Origin of the sequence: Bacteroides cutis (assembly GCF_900241005.1) — a bacterium.
Lineage (GTDB): Bacteria > Bacteroidota > Bacteroidia > Bacteroidales > Bacteroidaceae > Bacteroides > Bacteroides cutis.
The window spans coordinates 25,328-40,742 of sequence record NZ_OEST01000005.1 but is presented as its reverse complement, the minus strand read 5'-3'; the positions used below and the strand labels follow the sequence as shown (position 1 = coordinate 40,742).

The following is a 15,415-nucleotide window of genomic DNA, read 5'->3' as shown; positions in this document are numbered from 1 at the left end:
AGGAAAATGCCTAATAATCAAATTTCCATTTTCCGAAGATTTATTTTACTTTTGTAGTAGAATATCACTTATAAATTAACGAATACAATTATGCGCTATATCATTTCCGCTCCCGAAATACCGTTGCAAACCACTATACAGTTGCCTGCGTCCAAAAGTATCAGTAATCGTGTACTTGTCTTGCATGCTCTTTCCCATGGCAAACAGATACCATGCAATTTGAGTAATTGTGACGATACCCGTGTTATGATACGTGCCCTGCAAGATAATCCGGAACACATAGATATCATGGCAGCCGGAACAGCTATGCGTTTCCTCACCGCTTACCTTAGCGTAACACCCGGTACACATACTATTACCGGTACACCACGTATGCAACAGCGCCCTATCCGTATTTTAGTAGATGCCTTATGCCAACTCGGCGCAAATATCGAGTATATCGGTAATGAAGGTTTTCCACCTCTTCGTATCATCGGCACTGAGCTGCAAAAGAATGAGATTTATCTCGCTGGAAATGTCAGTTCACAATATATATCTGCCCTGCTGATGATAGGAACCGTACTCCCTGAGGGATTACACCTGTACCTTACGGGGAACATAATTTCTCGCCCTTACATCAACTTGACACTGCAATTGATGCGTGACTTCGGCGGACACGCTGAATGGACCTCAGAAAACAGTATTACCGTGCAACCCGGTGGTTACCAGGATGTACCATTCACTGTGGAAAGTGATTGGAGTGCCGCCTCCTATTGGTATCAAATGTTGGCACTTGAAGGCATGAAAAAGAGAGCAAAGACAGAACCGGTAACTTCTAAAATTGAATTGTCCGGTTTATTTCCCCACAGTTATCAAGGTGATAGTCGCGGAGCGGAAATCTTTTCACGTCTAGGTGTCTGTACCGAATATACCGGCCGGGGTGTAAAACTTACTCCCAAAGGGACTCCCGTAGCTCATCTTGTAGAAAATATGGTAGATATCCCTGATCTGGCACAAACATTCGTTGTAACTTGTTGCCTGATGAATATTCCTTTCCGCTTCACCGGATTACAAAGTCTTAAGATAAAGGAAACCGATCGTATCACGGCACTCATCACTGAACTACATAAGTTGGGATATATAGTACGTTCTGAACAAGACAGTATTCTGACGTGGAATGGTGAACGTTGTCCCACAGAGAAAATCCCTGTGATATCCACTTACGAAGATCATCGCATGGCAATGGCATTTGCCCCCGCCAGTCTCATGTTTCCTGAAATTCGTATTGATGAGCCACAAGTGGTTTCCAAATCATATCCCGCTTATTGGGAAGATTTACAAAAAGCCGGTTTCCAGATTCAAGCAATATCTTAGCCGTGATTTTGCAATCAGTAAAACAATATGTATCTTTGTCCGTTCATTAGAAGGACATATTTTTCAGAGAAAGGAAACTCATGTGGATACTGATTATTAGTCTGATCGTCCTTGCCCTAGTAGCTGCCGCGGCAGGAATATTGCGCAACTGGAGACTTCAAAAGAAGATTGACCGTGGCGAGTTGGATGCTATGCCCGAAGTACGCGAAGTGGATGCGGAGTGTTGCGGACAACATGAAATCTGCGAACGTGACAGTCTGCTGGCTGCTGTAAGTAGAAAGATAGAATATTACGACGACGAGGAACTAGACAAGTACATCGGTATCGCCCCCGAAGCCTATACTCCAGAACAGGAAGATGAATTCCGTGACATCTTTTATACCATGCAAGATATCGATGTTGCCGGATGGGTGCGTAGCTTGCAGTTACGAGGTATTGCATTACCTGACAATATAAAAGATGAGGTGTTTTTGATTATAGGAGAACGCCGTATCACTCCTCATGCCTGAAGTTACCTAACTAAATTTAATTCTTAACTTTTAACCGAACAATGGAGCTCCTGCAATATACATTCTTTCAACATGCCCTTATAGGTAGTCTGCTGGCAAGTATCGTTTGCGGACTCATTGGTACGTATATCGTCACCCGCAGGTTGGTATTTATCAGTGGAGGATTGACACATGCTTCTTTCGGAGGTATCGGCTTAGGGCTTTATACTGGTATTTCACCTATCCTATCAGCCGCAATTTTCGCAGTGCTGTCGGCTTTCGGAGTAGAGTGGCTCAGTAAGCGGAAAGATATGCGTGAAGATTCTGCTATTGCCGTGTTCTGGACATTGGGAATGGCATTGGGTATCATGTTCACTTTTCTTTCTCCAGGTTTTGCACCCGATTTATCAGCTTATCTTTTCGGTAATATACTTACAATAACGGTAGGAGACATTGCACTGTTATGTGGACTTGCCCTTGTCCTTGCTTTTTTCTTCATACTATATCTTCGACCGATAATCTATGTAGCGTTCGACCGCGAATTTGCACGTTCGCAAGGTATCCCTGTACAGTTGTTCGAATATGTATTGATGATGTTCATTGCGTTGACTATCGTAGCCTGTCTACGCATGGTGGGTATTGTGTTGGTGATTTCATTACTTACCATACCGCAGATGACGGCTAATCTCTTTTCACACCGTTTTCATCGTATCATCTGGTTGTCCATCGGTATAGGCTACCTCAGTTGCCTGGGCGGACTGATGATTTCGTTTTATCTCAACGTGCCCTCCGGTGCTGCCATTATTTTCTTCTCCATTATTATTTACGCAGTTTGTAAGGCCGGAAAAAGTTTTTATCTATCTTTGCCCAAGAAATTACTTCATACCACAGATTGATTACATAGATATATACAAATAAACCTCTGCAATCGATACGTTTTCTGTGGTGAATATCAAAAACTGTAACAATGGAAATCAAAATTCAGTCATTAGACCAAATTCATGAAGCCGCCCGCCAATTCATCGAAGCTATGGGTGACAATACCGTTTTTGCTCTCTACGGAAAAATGGGAGCCGGTAAGACAACTTTTATCAAAGCAATCTGTGAGGAACTTGGTGTATCCGACGTCATCACCTCCCCCACTTTTGCCATCGTTAATGAATATCGTTCCGATGTTGCCGGTGAATTAATTTATCATTTCGACTTCTACCGTATCAAAAAACTGGAAGAAGTTTATGATATGGGATACGAAGATTATTTCTACAGCGGTGCGCTTTGTTTCATTGAATGGCCGGAACTGATTGAAGAACTTCTGCCGGGTAATGCCATCAAGGTTACGATTGAAGAAGTAGAAAACGGAGAACGCAAGGTTACATTGGAGGATTTTGAATAAAATTTCCAGCTCTTTCCTAAGTGTTTTTTTATCTCTCTCTATTTTTCATTCTAATTCTTTATTTCTAATGAGCCAATATATCGTACAAGGCATCTTTGCCGCTGCAGGCATCATCTCTCTACTGGCGGCGCTTCTCGACTGGGAATGGTTCTTTACAGCTCAGAACACACAATTTGTCGTGCGCAACGTAGGTCGAAAGCAAGCCCGCTGGTTCTATGGCGTATTGGGCCTTATACTTATCTGTACAGCTCTATTCTTTTTCCTGAATATGCCCGAAACACGGTAAAAGACAATCACCTTATTCCCTGTATTCATATATAGGTCTGACATTTATGCCATTATATTGGCACAGTAGTGCCACTTTAATGGCACTAACCATGTGAAAGTTAAATATACATCCACTTTTTAGCAAAAGAATACTGCATTTATCTTATTTATATAGAAAAACGCACCTCCTCCCCATACAGGGAGAAGATGCGCATAATACAAATATTTTCTATTCATCCTCAGGAATAGAAACAGGCACTATTTCGCCCGGCTACTCATCTTCCAAAGATTCGGTATATTCCATCTCACCTTGCACTATGAAAAGAATTTCCTCCGGTTCATAGTCACCTATCTCATCTTTATGAGCCTCCTTGATAATGTAGTCCACGATTTTTCCGAGATCAATGTCGATATATCCTTCGGCATCAGGCTGCACATCAAGGATACCACTGGTTGAATAATACTCGTCAATCAAATCGAGAAAATAATAGAACTCGTCGTCAGAGAACTTCTCTTTCAACTCTTGTGGCAAATAGTTTTTGATGTACTCAATGGTCTTTTCGTCATCGACATCATTCTTCAAAAAATCGTCTTCTAGTCCCATAACTTTATTATTTAAAGATTATAACAATGCTTTTATTTTAGCAACGTATTCAGTTTTTTGAGTAGAACCAACTTGCTTGTCTACCAACTTGCCATTTTTAAAGAAAAGTACGGTAGGAATATTGCGAATACCGAATTCAGTTGCAACATCACCATTCTCATCTACATCACATTTACCAATGACAACTTGCCCTTCGTATTCTCCGGCCAATTCATCAATGATAGGTCCTACCATCTTACATGGTCCACACCACGGTGCCCAAAAGTCAATCACTACAGGTTTACCCTCTGCCAGGATCTCCTTGAAATTGTTGTCTGTAATTTCTAATGCCATTTCTTTAATGATTAATTATTAATTGTTTAATGTTTACTATATCCGTCATTTAGAGCAAAGATAACTAATTTATCCGAAATCCAAGGTCGGGACGCTCTTTTAAATAAGAGATAAGGTCACGTCCTACTGAAAGTTTGACCGGACGGGATATCAAATCAACTGTCATCTTACTGTCCGGATCGGTAACTTTGAAATAAAGTTCCGTCGTTCCAGGATGTTCTTTCATCAGTTCGGCAAGTTCGGTAATCAATGCCTTGTTTAGCACACTTAACGGAATAAAAATGGTTATTTTTTCAATCAGTTTTTCTTTAACATCAGGCAGCAACTCCATCGACGTAATCTTTAGTTCCAGTTCGTCCTGCCGCCATTGCTTGGGCTGACAACGTGCTTTTATATAAAGGAAAGTCCGTTCTCCCAAATATCCCTGATAAGTCACCCAATCGTTACCAAAGAAAGGAAGTTCTGCCGAACCGGAATAGTCCTCTATTTTAGCAATACCGTATGGATTACCGTTTTTACTGATACCACGACGAACGGAAGTAACGATTCCCCCCATCGTAATTTCACGACCTACAAGGGCTGCTTTATCTTCCAATTCCGCCATATGGGTATTACAAACATGTTCCAAAACTACAGAATACTCATCCAGAGGATGAGCAGAGAGGTAAATACCCACTAAATCACGTTCACGGTTCAAACGGTCAAGGTCACTCCAACGTTCAGCCAAAGGTATTTCGGGAGTAGCTATATCGACCACATTCTCACCACCAAACAGAGAGTTTGCGGCAGCCGCCTTATCAGCCTGATACCGGTTTCCGTAGCGTACCAATGTTTCAATAAACACCTCATTTTTAGAGTTCACGGCAAAATATTGTTCACGTTTCAATTCAGGAAAACTGTCAAAGCCACCTGCCAATGCCAAACATTCAATGTTCTTTTTATTACAGGCGTTCAGATTGACACGTTGTACAAAATCAAAGATACCGGTAAACGGACCGTTCTTCTCACGTTCTTCCATAATACTTTGTACGGCACCTTCACCTACACCTTTCACAGCACCCAAACCAAAACGAATATTACCCTCGGTATTTACAGTGAATTTCAAGTTCGACTCGTTTACATCCGGACCAAGTGTATTGATACCCATCGCCTTACATTCATCCATCAATTTAGTGATATCCGTTATGTTCGATAAGCTTCGGCTCATCACTGCTGCCATGTATTCTGCCGGATAGTTAGCTTTAAGGAATGCTGTTTGATAAGCAACCCAAGAGTAACACGTAGCATGAGATTTATTGAATGCGTATGATGCAAATTTTTCCCAGTCCGTCCAAATCTTCTCAAGGACTTTCGGATCGTGTCCATTCTTCTGTCCCCCCGCAATGAATTTCGGTTTCATGTGATCTAGCTTATCACGCAGTTTCTTACCCATCGCCTTACGTAAAGCATCGGACTCACCACGAGTAAAGTCCGCCAACAAGCGTGACAAAAGCATGACCTGTTCCTGATAAACCGTAATACCATACGTGTCTTTCAGATATTTCTCCATGATAGGAATATCATACTCAATAGGTTTACGTCCCCATTTACGGTCGATAAAATCCGGAATGTAATCCATAGGTCCCGGACGATAGAGTGCATTCATGGCAATCAAGTCTTCAAAAGTACTTGGTTGTAACTCACGCAGATATTTCTGCATACCGGCGGATTCAAACTGGAAGGTTCCGATTGTCCGTCCGTCACAATAGAGTTTATAAGTAGCAGGATCATTGATGGATATCTTATCGATATCCAACTGCATCCCCCGATGTAAACGTACATTTTCTACGGCTTCCTTGATGATAGACAATGTTTTCAATCCCAAGAAGTCCATTTTGATTAAACCTGTATCTTCGATGACCGAACCCTCGTATTGGGTAACAAGCATCTTTTCACCAGTTTCCTTGTCATCGGCTGTACTTACAGGTACCCAATCCGTGATGTCATCGCGACAAATAATCGTACCACAGGCATGTACACCTGTACCGCGTACATTACCTTCGAGCATCTTGGCATATTTCAAAGTATCCCGTACTAAAGGATCTGGTGACGCTTCTGCTGCCTGCAATTCGGGCACATATGCAATCGCATTGGGCAAATTCAATTTCTTGTCCGGTATTTTATCTGGAACCAATTTTGCCAAACGATCGGACTCTGACAAAGGTAACTTCTGTACACGGGCAACGTCCTTGATGGCCAATTTAGTTGCCATGGTACCGTATGTAATGATATGCGCTACTTTCTCCTGCCCATATTTCTCAGTCACCCAACGTAACACCTCACCACGTCCGTCATCATCAAAATCCACATCAATATCGGGCAAAGAGATACGATCAGGATTTAAGAAACGCTCAAACAGAAGATCATATTGGATAGGATCGATTTTAGTAATACCCAAACAGTAAGCCACTGCCGAACCGGCAGCCGAACCACGCCCTGGACCAACAGAAACACCTAACTGTGTACGAGCCGCATTGATAAAGTCTTGTACAATCAAAAAGTAACCAGGGAAACCCATTGTCTTCATGATGTACAATTCAAAAACCAGACGCTCTCTTACTTCATCAGACAAAGGATCACCATAAATCCGTTTGGCACCATCAAATGCCAATTTCGCAAGATAATCAGCTTCCAACTTGATACGATAAAGTTTTTCATACCCACCCAGACGTTTAATCTTAGCTTTAGCAGCTTCCTCATCCAGTACGACATTTCCATTTTCATCTTGCGTAAATTCATCAAACAGATCTTTCTCTGTATATTTTCTACGGTATTCCTCTTCCGTTCCGAAGCCTTCGGGAATAGCAAAGGTAGGCATGATAGGCGCATGGTCAATGGAATAATACTCCACCTTATCCAAGATTTCCAACGTATTGGACAATGCCTCGGGTACATCAGCAAAGAGTTCATTCATCTCCGCCTTTGTCTTCATCCATTCCTGCTTGGTATAGAGCATACGAGTGGGATCGTCCAAATCCTTACCCGTACTAAGACAAATCAAACGGTCGTGAGCTTCCGCATTTTCTTCGTCCACAAAGTGAACGTCATTGGAACAGATAACTTTAATGTTGTATTTTTGGGCATATTCCAGCAATTTGGCATTTGCCTTTTGTTGCATAGGATAAGCTTCGTGATTGGCACGGGATACGGTAGCCTTATGCCGTTGCAATTCCAGATAATAATCATCCCCAAAAAGGTTCTTGTACCAGCGGATAGCCTCTTCAGCTTCTTCCAATTGATCATTGATAATCTTCTTCGGTACCTCGCCTCCTATACAGGCAGAACATACAATCAAGCCTTCATGATACTTCTCCAACTCATTCCGGTCTGTACGTGGCCTCATGTAATATCCCATCGTCCAGGCACGTGAAACCAACTTTATCAGATTATGATAACCTTTTTCATTCTTTGCCAACACAATCAAATGATATCCACTCTGATCAGGCTTGCCCTCTTTCTTATCCATTGTACGGCGGGCTACATACATCTCACAGCCTATGATAGGCTTAAACAATTTATTTTCAGCCTCAACAATCTTTGTCTTACAATCAGCAATCTCCGCTTCTTTATCCCCACAGACTATTTCGCCACTTTCCAAAGCGGCAATTCTCTTTTTAAGATCTTTTATTTCTCCCTTCGGACCGCTATTCTTCTTATTAACATAATTGGTGAATTCTTTAATACCGAACATATTACCATGATCGGTCACGGCGATACCCTTCATACCATCTTTCATAGCTTTGTCCACCAGTCTGCTTACACTGGCCTGACCATCGAGAAGAGAATATTGGGTATGAACGTGTAAATGAACAAAATCCTGCATAAATATATCCTTTCTATAAGTGAGCATAAAGGTACGATGTATGTAACACCTAACAAAAATATTCCTCAAAAAGTTATCAACATCTGCATTTCTATGCTCAAATCCTTGTTAGATTTTCAAAATAAGCCTATTTTTGCCGATAATTTGTATTCAAAAAGAATAAAACAAGATACATGGGCCGACTAAAAAAATTAAAAAAGATACGTATTCACCGTGAAGGAACACATACACTGGCAGGTAGCCTTCTACTGATACTTACCGTCAATGCCGTATTATATTTCGGCTTGGAGTGTAAAATACCCTTCTATATAGTAGCCGTTATTAGTATTATTGTATACGGTATACTGGTAAATTTCTTCCGTTGCCCAATACGTTTATTCGGCCAAGAAGATACCGAGAAAATAGTCGTTGCACCCGCTGACGGAAAAATAGTAGTCGTAGAAGAGGTGGAAGAGAATGAATATTTCCATGACCGCCGTATCATGGTTTCTATTTTCATGAGCCTTGTCAATGTACATGCCAATTGGTATCCAGTGGATGGTATCGTAAAGATGGTGAAACATCAGAATGGTAAGTACATGAAAGCCTGGCTTCCAAAGGCCAGTACGGATAACGAACGATCTACTGTAGTGATTGAAACTCCTGAAGGTGTAGAGATCATGGCACGACAAATTGCTGGAGCCATGGCACGGCGTATCGTAACTTATGCCGAACCGGGTGAAGAATGTTACATCGACGAGCACATGGGATTCATCAAATTCGGTTCCCGTGTAGATGTATTTCTTCCGTTAGGTACGGAAATATTTGTAAAACTAGGACAACTGACTACCGGTAATCAAACCGTGATAGCAAAACTTAAATAATATAATGGCAAATCGCATCACCCGTCCTATTCCCAATACTCTAACCTGCCTGAATTTATTCTCCGGGTGTATTGCTTGCGTCATGGCCTTTGAAGCCAAGTATGAATCCGCACTTCTTTTTATCATCTTGAGTGCAGTCTTTGATTTTTTTGATGGAATGATGGCTCGCTTGTTGAATGCTCATTCTGTTATTGGTAAGGATCTGGACTCTTTGGCAGATGATGTTAGTTTCGGTGTAGCACCTTCAATTATTGTATTTTCCGTTTTCAAAGAAATGCACTACCCTGCCGGAATGGGCTGTGTGGCAACCTTATTTCCATATTTAGCATTCTTATTGTCCATATTTTCAGCATTACGACTGGCAAAATTCAATAATGATACCCGCCAAACAATCTCCTTTGTAGGATTACCAGTTCCAGCAAATGCATTATTTTGGGCTTCTTTAGTGGTGGGGACACACGATTTTTTAGTTTCAGACGCTTTCAATCCGTTTTATTTATTAGTATTGGTTTGCCTGTTTTCTTGGTTGTTGGTGGCTGAAATCCCTATGTTCTCCCTAAAGTTCAAAAGTCTTTCCTGGAAAGATAATAAAGTAAGCTTTATTTTTCTTACCGTATGTATTCCACTTCTTGCCTTTTTGCAAGTCAGTGGCTTTGCAGCCATCATCGTATGGTACATATTACTGTCACTGTTTACGAGAAAAAGTAAATAAACAATTTCTTGGCACGGTTGTTGTACTATCGTTCGTAGAAAACGAACACATTAAAGACATTAGCCCATGTTTCATATTTTAGGTTTCTTATTTATTATCATAATTGCTATTCTACTTATTGGACTTAGCATTGTCGGTACCGTTATCCGTAGCATTTTCGGTTTCGGGGGGCATCGTTCATCCAAAAGCCATCAAGACCACTCCTCCGATTTTTCTCAGAAAAAGACGAAACCAGATGACAATACAACATATTCCAAACGCAAGAAACTATTCTCTGAGGATGAAGGAGAGTATGTAGACTTTGAAGAAATTAAAGATTAACGGCGTCTGGCGGCAAAAAAGTTTTTCATCAATCCGACACATTCATCTGCAAGTATACCTTTTATTACGACTGTTTTAGGATGCAACGCCTGTGGAGCATAGCGTTGATATCCTCGTTTTTCATCTTCCGCACCAAAAACAAGACGTCCGGTTTGCGCCCAAGCAATAGCGCCTGCACACATCACACAAGGTTCTACAGTTACATATAATGTACATTCATTTAGATATTTCCCCCCCAAAGTAGCGGCAGCAGCAGTGATAGCTTGCATTTCAGCATGAGCAGTGACATCTGTCAGAGTTTCGGTAAGATTATGTGCACGAGCTATGATACGATCTCTACACACCACTATCGCACCAACGGGCACTTCTCCCCTCTCACTTGCCTTTTGAGCTTCAAGAAGCGCTTGCTTCATATAATCCGTATCCGTCATTATCACATTACCATTATCACTTTAGCACCTTACCACTTTCTGTCACCGTCTCATATCATGCTCTCCAAAAAGAGTAGGATAATCCTCTTCCATATTTTTATGGATAAACATAAGAATAGTTTCCCTTAGCCAGCGCGATTTATTCGTTATCTTATATTTATCAAGATAACGATCTACAATCCGCAGCTCCTCTTCGCTCATCAAACATACCATCCGTTGTTCACGTTTTGGTTCTTCAAGCGTCGCTTTAGTACAGGTTTTATCTCTCTTTCTCATATTTCAATGCAAAATTACTTTTACTTCTGTAAAAACAAAGCAGAAAAAGCTTAATTTTGTATCGAAACAACTAAAAATTAGGACAAAAGAATAATGGCACTACATAACCTCCTCGGGAAAATCGGTGAAGACGCGGCAATAGCATACTTGGAAAGTAATGGTTACACCATACGCGACCGTAATTGGCGAAAAAATCATCTGGAACTGGACATCGTTGCAACCAAAGACGGAGTATTAATTGTGGTAGAAGTGAAAACCCGTAGTAATACGGACTATATTGAGCCACAAGATGCTGTCAATTGGCAAAAAGTGCGACGTATCGTTATTGCCGCAGATGCTTATATAAAGCATTACAATATTGACGCTCCTGTTCGTTTTGATATTGTTACCGCTGTCGGCAAGAAAGGAGATCTTGAGATAGAACATATCAAAGAAGCCTTTTATCCGCCCATATTTTGAGAACTTGAAATGAAAATTTTCAATCGTTGAATGTTAATAATTAAATCGTAACTACTATCATGGATATAGAAACTGTTCGTGAATACTGTCTCAGTAAAAAAGCCACCACAGAAGATACTCCCTTTGGTGAAGACATTCTTGTCATTAGAGTGATGGGAAAAATGTATTTATGCATTAATCTCAATACCCCGGACCGTATCACAATGAAATGTGACCCTGAATATGCCCTAGAGTTACGTGACCACTACAATGCCATTGAAGGTGCTTGGCACTTCAATAAGAAATATTGGAACCAAGTATTTCTAGATAGTGATGCGAATGACAAGTTGATAAAACATTTGATAGATCATTCCTACGAAGAAGTTCTGAAGAAGTTTACTAAAAAGATGCGTACCGAATATGATATCCTCCCCTGATACTTTCACATACCCCTTAATCTGTTTGCAGGAGACCGATTCCACAAACCGATATCTCAGTCATATCTGTAACGAACAACCGGAAACTATTGCTGAGTTTACAACAGTTACCGCTGAATTTCAAACAGCCGGTAAGGGACAACGCGGTAATAGTTGGGAAGCGTCCAAAGGGAAAAACCTTCTGTTTAGTTTCGTACTCTATCCTGTTTTTCTGGAAGCTCGTCGACAGTTCATTCTTTCACAAATTGTTTCCCTTTCCATTAAAGAAGAACTAGACCAATGGATAAATGATGTTTCCATCAAATGGCCTAATGATATTTATTGGAAGGATAAGAAAATCTGTGGTATACTGATAGAGAATGATTTATCTAGCCATTTCATTGAAAGAAGTATTTCTGGTATCGGAATAAATATTAATCAGGAAGAGTTTTACAGTAATGCCCCTAACCCAATATCCTTGAAACAAATCACTGGACAGGAGTACAATCGGCGAATTATATTGGACGGTATTATGCAACGTATTCAAAAATATTATACCCTATTGCAAACAGATGAAACAACTACATCAACCTTAATTTCTACCAATTACGGACTCCATCTTTTCCGTCGGGAGGGTCTTCACCATTACGAAGATTGCAACGGCCAGTTCCGTGCTTTTCTGGAACGCGTGAAACCGGACGGAAGACTTATTCTAAAAGATGAAGCAGGATACATCCGGGAATACCTGTTCAAGGAAGTAAAATACGTAGGGAATTTCCCTACTTAAAAAATATTCTTTAATAGTTGTTCATCTCTATTTCTACTTTCTTTATCTTCTCCAGCGTTTTTCCCGCCTCAGTGGACGGAAAGAGCTGAAGTACCTTCTGCAAATAGGATTTTGCTCTGACATATCTCGTAGAAAAGATATCTGAAAGTCCGTTACGATATCGAGCATATTGCATCCGCGTAGGAGAAGATATTTTCTTATAATCTTCTTCTATTTTCTTTTTGGCCTGTTCTGCCTGAAGATAATAGTAATTACCAAGGAATATATTGGCCTGAAGATTATTCGCATCAAGCATCAATACCTTTTCGCAAAGGTTTACAGCATCTTTCTCTTTACCACGCATCATCTGCATTTCGGCACACGGTACAAGTACGGACACATCTTCAGGAAAATATTGAAGAAGCTCTTTATAGAAAAGATAAGCTTTATCATAGTCACGTTTTTCTTTATAATATATGGCCATTTCCTTTGCTAATCGTGGGGCTATCCCAGAACGTTTGTCAACATGCGTCCAATAGTACATTTCTACCAGGTCTACATTGATATTCACAGCCTGCCGAAACAGACTTACCGCATAATCACTTTTATCAACCGAAAGTGCATCGGACACCTTCTGCAACAAAATTTCTGCCGACTGTGCCCAAAGTGACAGAGGACATGTCAATAATAAAGTAACAAATAAAGCTAAGGTTTTCATTATTAAAATATATAAATAGTTTACAGCCCAATACAGTCTCATAAAGATACATCTACAAATGTACAAACTTTACTCACAACAGTCAACAGCTGAAAGTAGAAATATAGTTAATCTTTCTCACTGTTTTTTCTTTTATATGTACCTTTGCTGACTATAAAAACAATATGAATTCCAGAAATAAACAAATCCTGCAAATAGCATTGCCTTCGATTGTATCGAACATCACCGTCCCATTACTGGGATTGATTGACGTCGCTATTGTCGGACACCTGGGTGCACCTGCTTATATAGGTGCCATTGCCGTGGGCGGAATGCTGTTCAATATCATCTACTGGATTTTCGGTTTTCTACGTATGGGTACCAGTGGTATGACATCACAAGCCTACGGAAAACGAGATATACCCGAAATTGTTCGCCTGCTCCTGCGCTCAGTCGGAATAGGTCTGGCAGTAGCCATCCTGCTTATTTTGTTGCAAATACCCATCCGGCAAGCAGCTTTCCTAATCATCCATCCGACGGAGGAGGTCAGAGAACTGTCAACGCTCTATTTCCATATCTGCATTTGGGGCGCTCCCGCCATGTTGGGGCTTTATGGACTCTCCGGTTGGTACATCGGCATGCAAAATTCACGCATCCCCATGTACATTGCCATTACCCAGAATATAGTTAACATTGTTGCCAGCCTCAGCCTGGTATATCTGTGCAACATGAAAGTGGAGGGTGTTGCCCTTGGAACGCTGATTGCCCAATATGCCGGATTCTTCATGGGCGTGGCTCTATGGATGTATCAATACGGCAAACTGAAAAAGTACATTATCTGGAAAGGGATATTGCAAAAAGAAGCCATGAGCCGTTTCTTCCGGGTAAACCGGGATATCTTCTTGCGGACGCTTTGCCTTGTGGCGGTTACGTTGTTCTTTACTTCGGCAGGAGCTTCGCAAGGAGTGATTATCTTGGCGGTGAATACGCTGCTGATGCAACTCTTTACACTGTTCTCTTATGTGATGGATGGCTTTGCCTATGCGGGAGAGGCATTGAGCGGACGGTATATCGGAGCCCGAAACCGGGAAGCATTTACAGATACAACCCGCCGTTTATTCGCCTGGGGCGGAGTAATGGTAGTACTTTTTACATTAGTCTATGCTCTGGGAGGAGATGCTTTCCTCGGACTACTGACTGATGACAAAGAAGTGATAGCCGCCGCCGACACCTATTTCTATTGGGCACTCGCCATACCGGTAGCCGGAATTGCCGCCTTTATATGGGACGGCATCTTTATCGGTGCCACGGCAACACGAGGCATGCTTCTATCTATGGTAATAGCAGCTATCTGCTTCTTTACTTTGTACTACGGGCTGCGTCCTGTCCTGGGAAACCATGCCCTGTGGCTGGCTTTCCTCACTTATCTTTTCATGAGAGGAGTGGCACAGACCCTACTCAGCAAAAAAATATTCGCTATCTTTACATCCAACTAACAAAAAGACTATGACAAAGACAAATATCCATCAGGAGAATATCCTCCATATCAAAAATATGGTGTGCAACCGTTGCATCATGGTGGTAGAAGACCAACTTAAAAGATTAGGGTTACAACCTCTATCGGTAGAGTTGGGCGTTGCCATATTGCAGACGCAGGTAACGGATGAAGTCTATCATTCCGTAAAGGAAGCATTGGAACCTTTCGGCTTTGAGCTGATGGATGACAAGAAGTCGCAGGTGATAGAGCAGATAAAAGATGCGATTATCGAGCTGGTGCACTACAAAGACAGTGACTTGAAGGTCAATCTGTCCGACCATCTGGCATCCAAGCTCAACCGGGATTACAGTTCATTGAGCAAACTCTTTTCGGAAGTTACCAATACTACTATCGAGAAATACCTCATTGCACAGAAGATAGAGCGCGCCAAAGAACTTCTGGTATACGGAGAACTCTCCCTGAACGAGATTGCCGACAAGCTGAACTACTCCAGTGCCGCCTATCTCAGCGCCCAGTTCAAAAGTGTAACGGGACTGACTCCCAGTTACTTCAAAAAGATAAAAGAGCATAAGCGCAAACCGCTCGACGAAGTATAAATCTGCCCGTAGCAACACCTGCCGTAATTCTATAAATCAAATCCATAATTCCATAACCTCTCACAACTTCTTTGCCGTATCTTTGTTCCAGAAATAACAAA

Annotated in this window: 19 protein-coding genes; 13 read left to right on the top strand and 6 right to left on the bottom strand. The window is 41.4% G+C overall.

Annotated elements, in window-relative coordinates; genetic code table 11:
* Nucleotides 1–90: 90 nt before the first annotated feature.
* The 5 genes from C1A09_RS11575 (at nucleotide 91) to C1A09_RS11555 (ending at nucleotide 3,520) form a co-directional block, all read left to right on the top strand.
* Nucleotides 91–1,353, top strand: a complete 1,263-nt coding sequence (locus tag C1A09_RS11575; RefSeq protein WP_101544341.1) for a 3-phosphoshikimate 1-carboxyvinyltransferase — start codon at nucleotides 91–93, stop codon at nucleotides 1,351–1,353.
* An 80-nt stretch (nucleotides 1,354–1,433) separates the two neighbouring features.
* Nucleotides 1,434–1,862 carry a phospholipase gene (locus C1A09_RS11570; protein ID WP_101544339.1) on the top strand — a complete coding sequence of 143 codons (429 nt, stop codon included), beginning with the start codon at nucleotides 1,434–1,436 and terminating at the stop codon, nucleotides 1,860–1,862.
* Nucleotides 1,863–1,903: 41 nt separating this feature from the next.
* Complete coding sequence (locus C1A09_RS11565) at nucleotides 1,904–2,737, top strand: metal ABC transporter permease (protein ID WP_101544336.1); 834 nt, start codon at nucleotides 1,904–1,906, stop codon at nucleotides 2,735–2,737.
* A 71-nt stretch (nucleotides 2,738–2,808) separates the two neighbouring features.
* Complete coding sequence (tsaE, locus tag C1A09_RS11560) at nucleotides 2,809–3,234, top strand: tRNA (adenosine(37)-N6)-threonylcarbamoyltransferase complex ATPase subunit type 1 TsaE (protein ID WP_101544334.1); 426 nt, start codon at nucleotides 2,809–2,811, stop codon at nucleotides 3,232–3,234.
* 67 nt (nucleotides 3,235–3,301) lie between these two features.
* Nucleotides 3,302–3,520, top strand: a complete 219-nt coding sequence (locus C1A09_RS11555; protein ID WP_101544331.1) for an immunity 17 family protein — start codon at nucleotides 3,302–3,304, stop codon at nucleotides 3,518–3,520.
* Between the two features lie 252 nt (nucleotides 3,521–3,772).
* On the opposite strand, the gene C1A09_RS11550 is transcribed toward C1A09_RS11555, so the two are convergent.
* The 3 genes from C1A09_RS11550 to dnaE form a co-directional block, all read right to left on the bottom strand.
* The gene (locus C1A09_RS11550) at nucleotides 3,773–4,105 is read right to left on the bottom strand and encodes a hypothetical protein (RefSeq protein ID WP_101544329.1); all 333 of its coding nucleotides are present in this window, start codon (nucleotides 4,103–4,105) and stop codon (nucleotides 3,773–3,775) included.
* 18 nt (nucleotides 4,106–4,123) lie between these two features.
* Nucleotides 4,124–4,438: a thioredoxin gene (gene trxA / locus C1A09_RS11545; protein WP_101544327.1), complete on the bottom strand. Its 315-nt coding sequence runs from the start codon at nucleotides 4,436–4,438 to the stop codon at nucleotides 4,124–4,126.
* A gap of 64 nt (nucleotides 4,439–4,502) precedes the next feature.
* The gene (gene dnaE, locus C1A09_RS11540; RefSeq protein ID WP_101544788.1) at nucleotides 4,503–8,300 is read right to left on the bottom strand and encodes a DNA polymerase III subunit alpha; all 3,798 of its coding nucleotides are present in this window, start codon (nucleotides 8,298–8,300) and stop codon (nucleotides 4,503–4,505) included.
* Between the two features lie 173 nt (nucleotides 8,301–8,473).
* Between dnaE and C1A09_RS11530 the strand changes: the two genes are divergently transcribed.
* The 3 genes from C1A09_RS11530 to C1A09_RS11520 all read left to right on the top strand — a co-directional run bounded on the left by C1A09_RS11530 (nucleotide 8,474) and on the right by C1A09_RS11520 (nucleotide 10,196).
* On the top strand, nucleotides 8,474–9,163 hold the full coding sequence (locus tag C1A09_RS11530; RefSeq protein WP_101544322.1) for a phosphatidylserine decarboxylase family protein: 690 nt from the start codon (nucleotides 8,474–8,476) through the stop codon (nucleotides 9,161–9,163).
* Nucleotides 9,164–9,167: 4 nt separating this feature from the next.
* Complete coding sequence (gene pssA / locus C1A09_RS11525) at nucleotides 9,168–9,875, top strand: CDP-diacylglycerol--serine O-phosphatidyltransferase (protein ID WP_101544321.1); 708 nt, start codon at nucleotides 9,168–9,170, stop codon at nucleotides 9,873–9,875.
* A gap of 66 nt (nucleotides 9,876–9,941) precedes the next feature.
* Nucleotides 9,942–10,196, top strand: coding sequence for a DUF4834 family protein (locus tag C1A09_RS11520; protein ID WP_101544318.1), 255 nt, complete (start codon nucleotides 9,942–9,944; stop codon nucleotides 10,194–10,196).
* On the opposite strand, the gene C1A09_RS11515 is transcribed toward C1A09_RS11520, so the two are convergent.
* Both C1A09_RS11515 and C1A09_RS11510 read right to left on the bottom strand, forming a co-directional pair.
* A complete protein-coding gene (locus C1A09_RS11515; protein ID WP_180949218.1) occupies nucleotides 10,193–10,627 on the bottom strand; it encodes a nucleoside deaminase in 435 nt (144 codons plus the stop codon). The genes C1A09_RS11520 and C1A09_RS11515 overlap by 4 nt on opposite strands.
* 42 nt (nucleotides 10,628–10,669) lie before the next feature.
* Nucleotides 10,670–10,903 (bottom strand): hypothetical protein, encoded by a 234-nt coding sequence (locus tag C1A09_RS11510; protein WP_101544316.1) that lies wholly within the window; start codon nucleotides 10,901–10,903, stop codon nucleotides 10,670–10,672.
* Nucleotides 10,904–10,996: 93 nt separating this feature from the next.
* Between C1A09_RS11510 and C1A09_RS11505 the strand changes: the two genes are divergently transcribed.
* Genes C1A09_RS11505 through C1A09_RS11495 form a run of 3 tightly spaced genes read left to right on the top strand, consistent with a single transcriptional unit; the run spans nucleotide 10,997 to nucleotide 12,544 of the window.
* The gene (locus tag C1A09_RS11505) at nucleotides 10,997–11,362 is read left to right on the top strand and encodes a YraN family protein (protein ID WP_101544314.1); all 366 of its coding nucleotides are present in this window, start codon (nucleotides 10,997–10,999) and stop codon (nucleotides 11,360–11,362) included.
* A 59-nt stretch (nucleotides 11,363–11,421) separates the two neighbouring features.
* On the top strand, nucleotides 11,422–11,778 hold the full coding sequence (locus C1A09_RS11500) for an MmcQ/YjbR family DNA-binding protein (RefSeq protein ID WP_101544312.1): 357 nt from the start codon (nucleotides 11,422–11,424) through the stop codon (nucleotides 11,776–11,778).
* Entirely contained in the window at nucleotides 11,762–12,544 is a 783-nt protein-coding gene (locus C1A09_RS11495; protein ID WP_101544311.1) for a biotin--[acetyl-CoA-carboxylase] ligase, read from the top strand. The genes C1A09_RS11500 and C1A09_RS11495 overlap by 17 nt, the downstream gene beginning before the upstream one ends.
* A gap of 10 nt (nucleotides 12,545–12,554) precedes the next feature.
* Here C1A09_RS11495 and C1A09_RS11490 read toward each other — a convergent pair whose 3' ends face one another.
* Nucleotides 12,555–13,241: a tetratricopeptide repeat protein gene (locus C1A09_RS11490; protein WP_180949217.1), complete on the bottom strand. Its 687-nt coding sequence runs from the start codon at nucleotides 13,239–13,241 to the stop codon at nucleotides 12,555–12,557.
* A gap of 164 nt (nucleotides 13,242–13,405) precedes the next feature.
* Here C1A09_RS11490 and C1A09_RS11485 point away from each other — a divergent pair, with 164 nt between their 5' ends.
* Nucleotides 13,406–14,716: an MATE family efflux transporter gene (locus tag C1A09_RS11485; RefSeq protein ID WP_101544307.1), complete on the top strand. Its 1,311-nt coding sequence runs from the start codon at nucleotides 13,406–13,408 to the stop codon at nucleotides 14,714–14,716.
* Nucleotides 14,717–14,726: 10 nt separating this feature from the next.
* A complete protein-coding gene (locus C1A09_RS11480) occupies nucleotides 14,727–15,314 on the top strand; it encodes a helix-turn-helix domain-containing protein (protein ID WP_101544305.1) in 588 nt (195 codons plus the stop codon).
* Nucleotides 15,315–15,415 lie beyond the last annotated feature (101 nt).

What these genes read in the sequence shown, in the direction of transcription:
- C1A09_RS11510 (WP_101544316.1), bottom strand. Translation starts at nt 10,903, where the DNA reads ATGAGAAAGAGAGATAAAACCTGTACTAAAGCGACGCTTGAAGAACCA.
- pssA (WP_101544321.1), top strand. Translation starts at nt 9,168, where the DNA reads ATGGCAAATCGCATCACCCGTCCTATTCCCAATACTCTAACCTGCCTG.
- C1A09_RS11555 (WP_101544331.1), top strand. Translation starts at nt 3,302, where the DNA reads ATGAGCCAATATATCGTACAAGGCATCTTTGCCGCTGCAGGCATCATC.
- C1A09_RS11495 (WP_101544311.1), top strand. Translation starts at nt 11,762, where the DNA reads ATGATATCCTCCCCTGATACTTTCACATACCCCTTAATCTGTTTGCAG.
- C1A09_RS11530 (WP_101544322.1), top strand. Translation starts at nt 8,474, where the DNA reads ATGGGCCGACTAAAAAAATTAAAAAAGATACGTATTCACCGTGAAGGA.
- C1A09_RS11570 (WP_101544339.1), top strand. Translation starts at nt 1,434, where the DNA reads ATGTGGATACTGATTATTAGTCTGATCGTCCTTGCCCTAGTAGCTGCC.
- C1A09_RS11485 (WP_101544307.1), top strand. Translation starts at nt 13,406, where the DNA reads ATGAATTCCAGAAATAAACAAATCCTGCAAATAGCATTGCCTTCGATT.
- C1A09_RS11490 (WP_180949217.1), bottom strand. Translation starts at nt 13,241, where the DNA reads ATGAAAACCTTAGCTTTATTTGTTACTTTATTATTGACATGTCCTCTG.
- C1A09_RS11565 (WP_101544336.1), top strand. Translation starts at nt 1,904, where the DNA reads ATGGAGCTCCTGCAATATACATTCTTTCAACATGCCCTTATAGGTAGT.
- tsaE (WP_101544334.1), top strand. Translation starts at nt 2,809, where the DNA reads ATGGAAATCAAAATTCAGTCATTAGACCAAATTCATGAAGCCGCCCGC.
- C1A09_RS11575 (WP_101544341.1), top strand. Translation starts at nt 91, where the DNA reads ATGCGCTATATCATTTCCGCTCCCGAAATACCGTTGCAAACCACTATA.
- C1A09_RS11550 (WP_101544329.1), bottom strand. Translation starts at nt 4,105, where the DNA reads ATGGGACTAGAAGACGATTTTTTGAAGAATGATGTCGATGACGAAAAG.
- trxA (WP_101544327.1), bottom strand. Translation starts at nt 4,438, where the DNA reads ATGGCATTAGAAATTACAGACAACAATTTCAAGGAGATCCTGGCAGAG.
- C1A09_RS11500 (WP_101544312.1), top strand. Translation starts at nt 11,422, where the DNA reads ATGGATATAGAAACTGTTCGTGAATACTGTCTCAGTAAAAAAGCCACC.
- C1A09_RS11515 (WP_180949218.1), bottom strand. Translation starts at nt 10,627, where the DNA reads ATGACGGATACGGATTATATGAAGCAAGCGCTTCTTGAAGCTCAAAAG.
- C1A09_RS11505 (WP_101544314.1), top strand. Translation starts at nt 10,997, where the DNA reads ATGGCACTACATAACCTCCTCGGGAAAATCGGTGAAGACGCGGCAATA.
- C1A09_RS11480 (WP_101544305.1), top strand. Translation starts at nt 14,727, where the DNA reads ATGACAAAGACAAATATCCATCAGGAGAATATCCTCCATATCAAAAAT.
- C1A09_RS11520 (WP_101544318.1), top strand. Translation starts at nt 9,942, where the DNA reads ATGTTTCATATTTTAGGTTTCTTATTTATTATCATAATTGCTATTCTA.
- dnaE (WP_101544788.1), bottom strand. Translation starts at nt 8,300, where the DNA reads ATGCAGGATTTTGTTCATTTACACGTTCATACCCAATATTCTCTTCTC.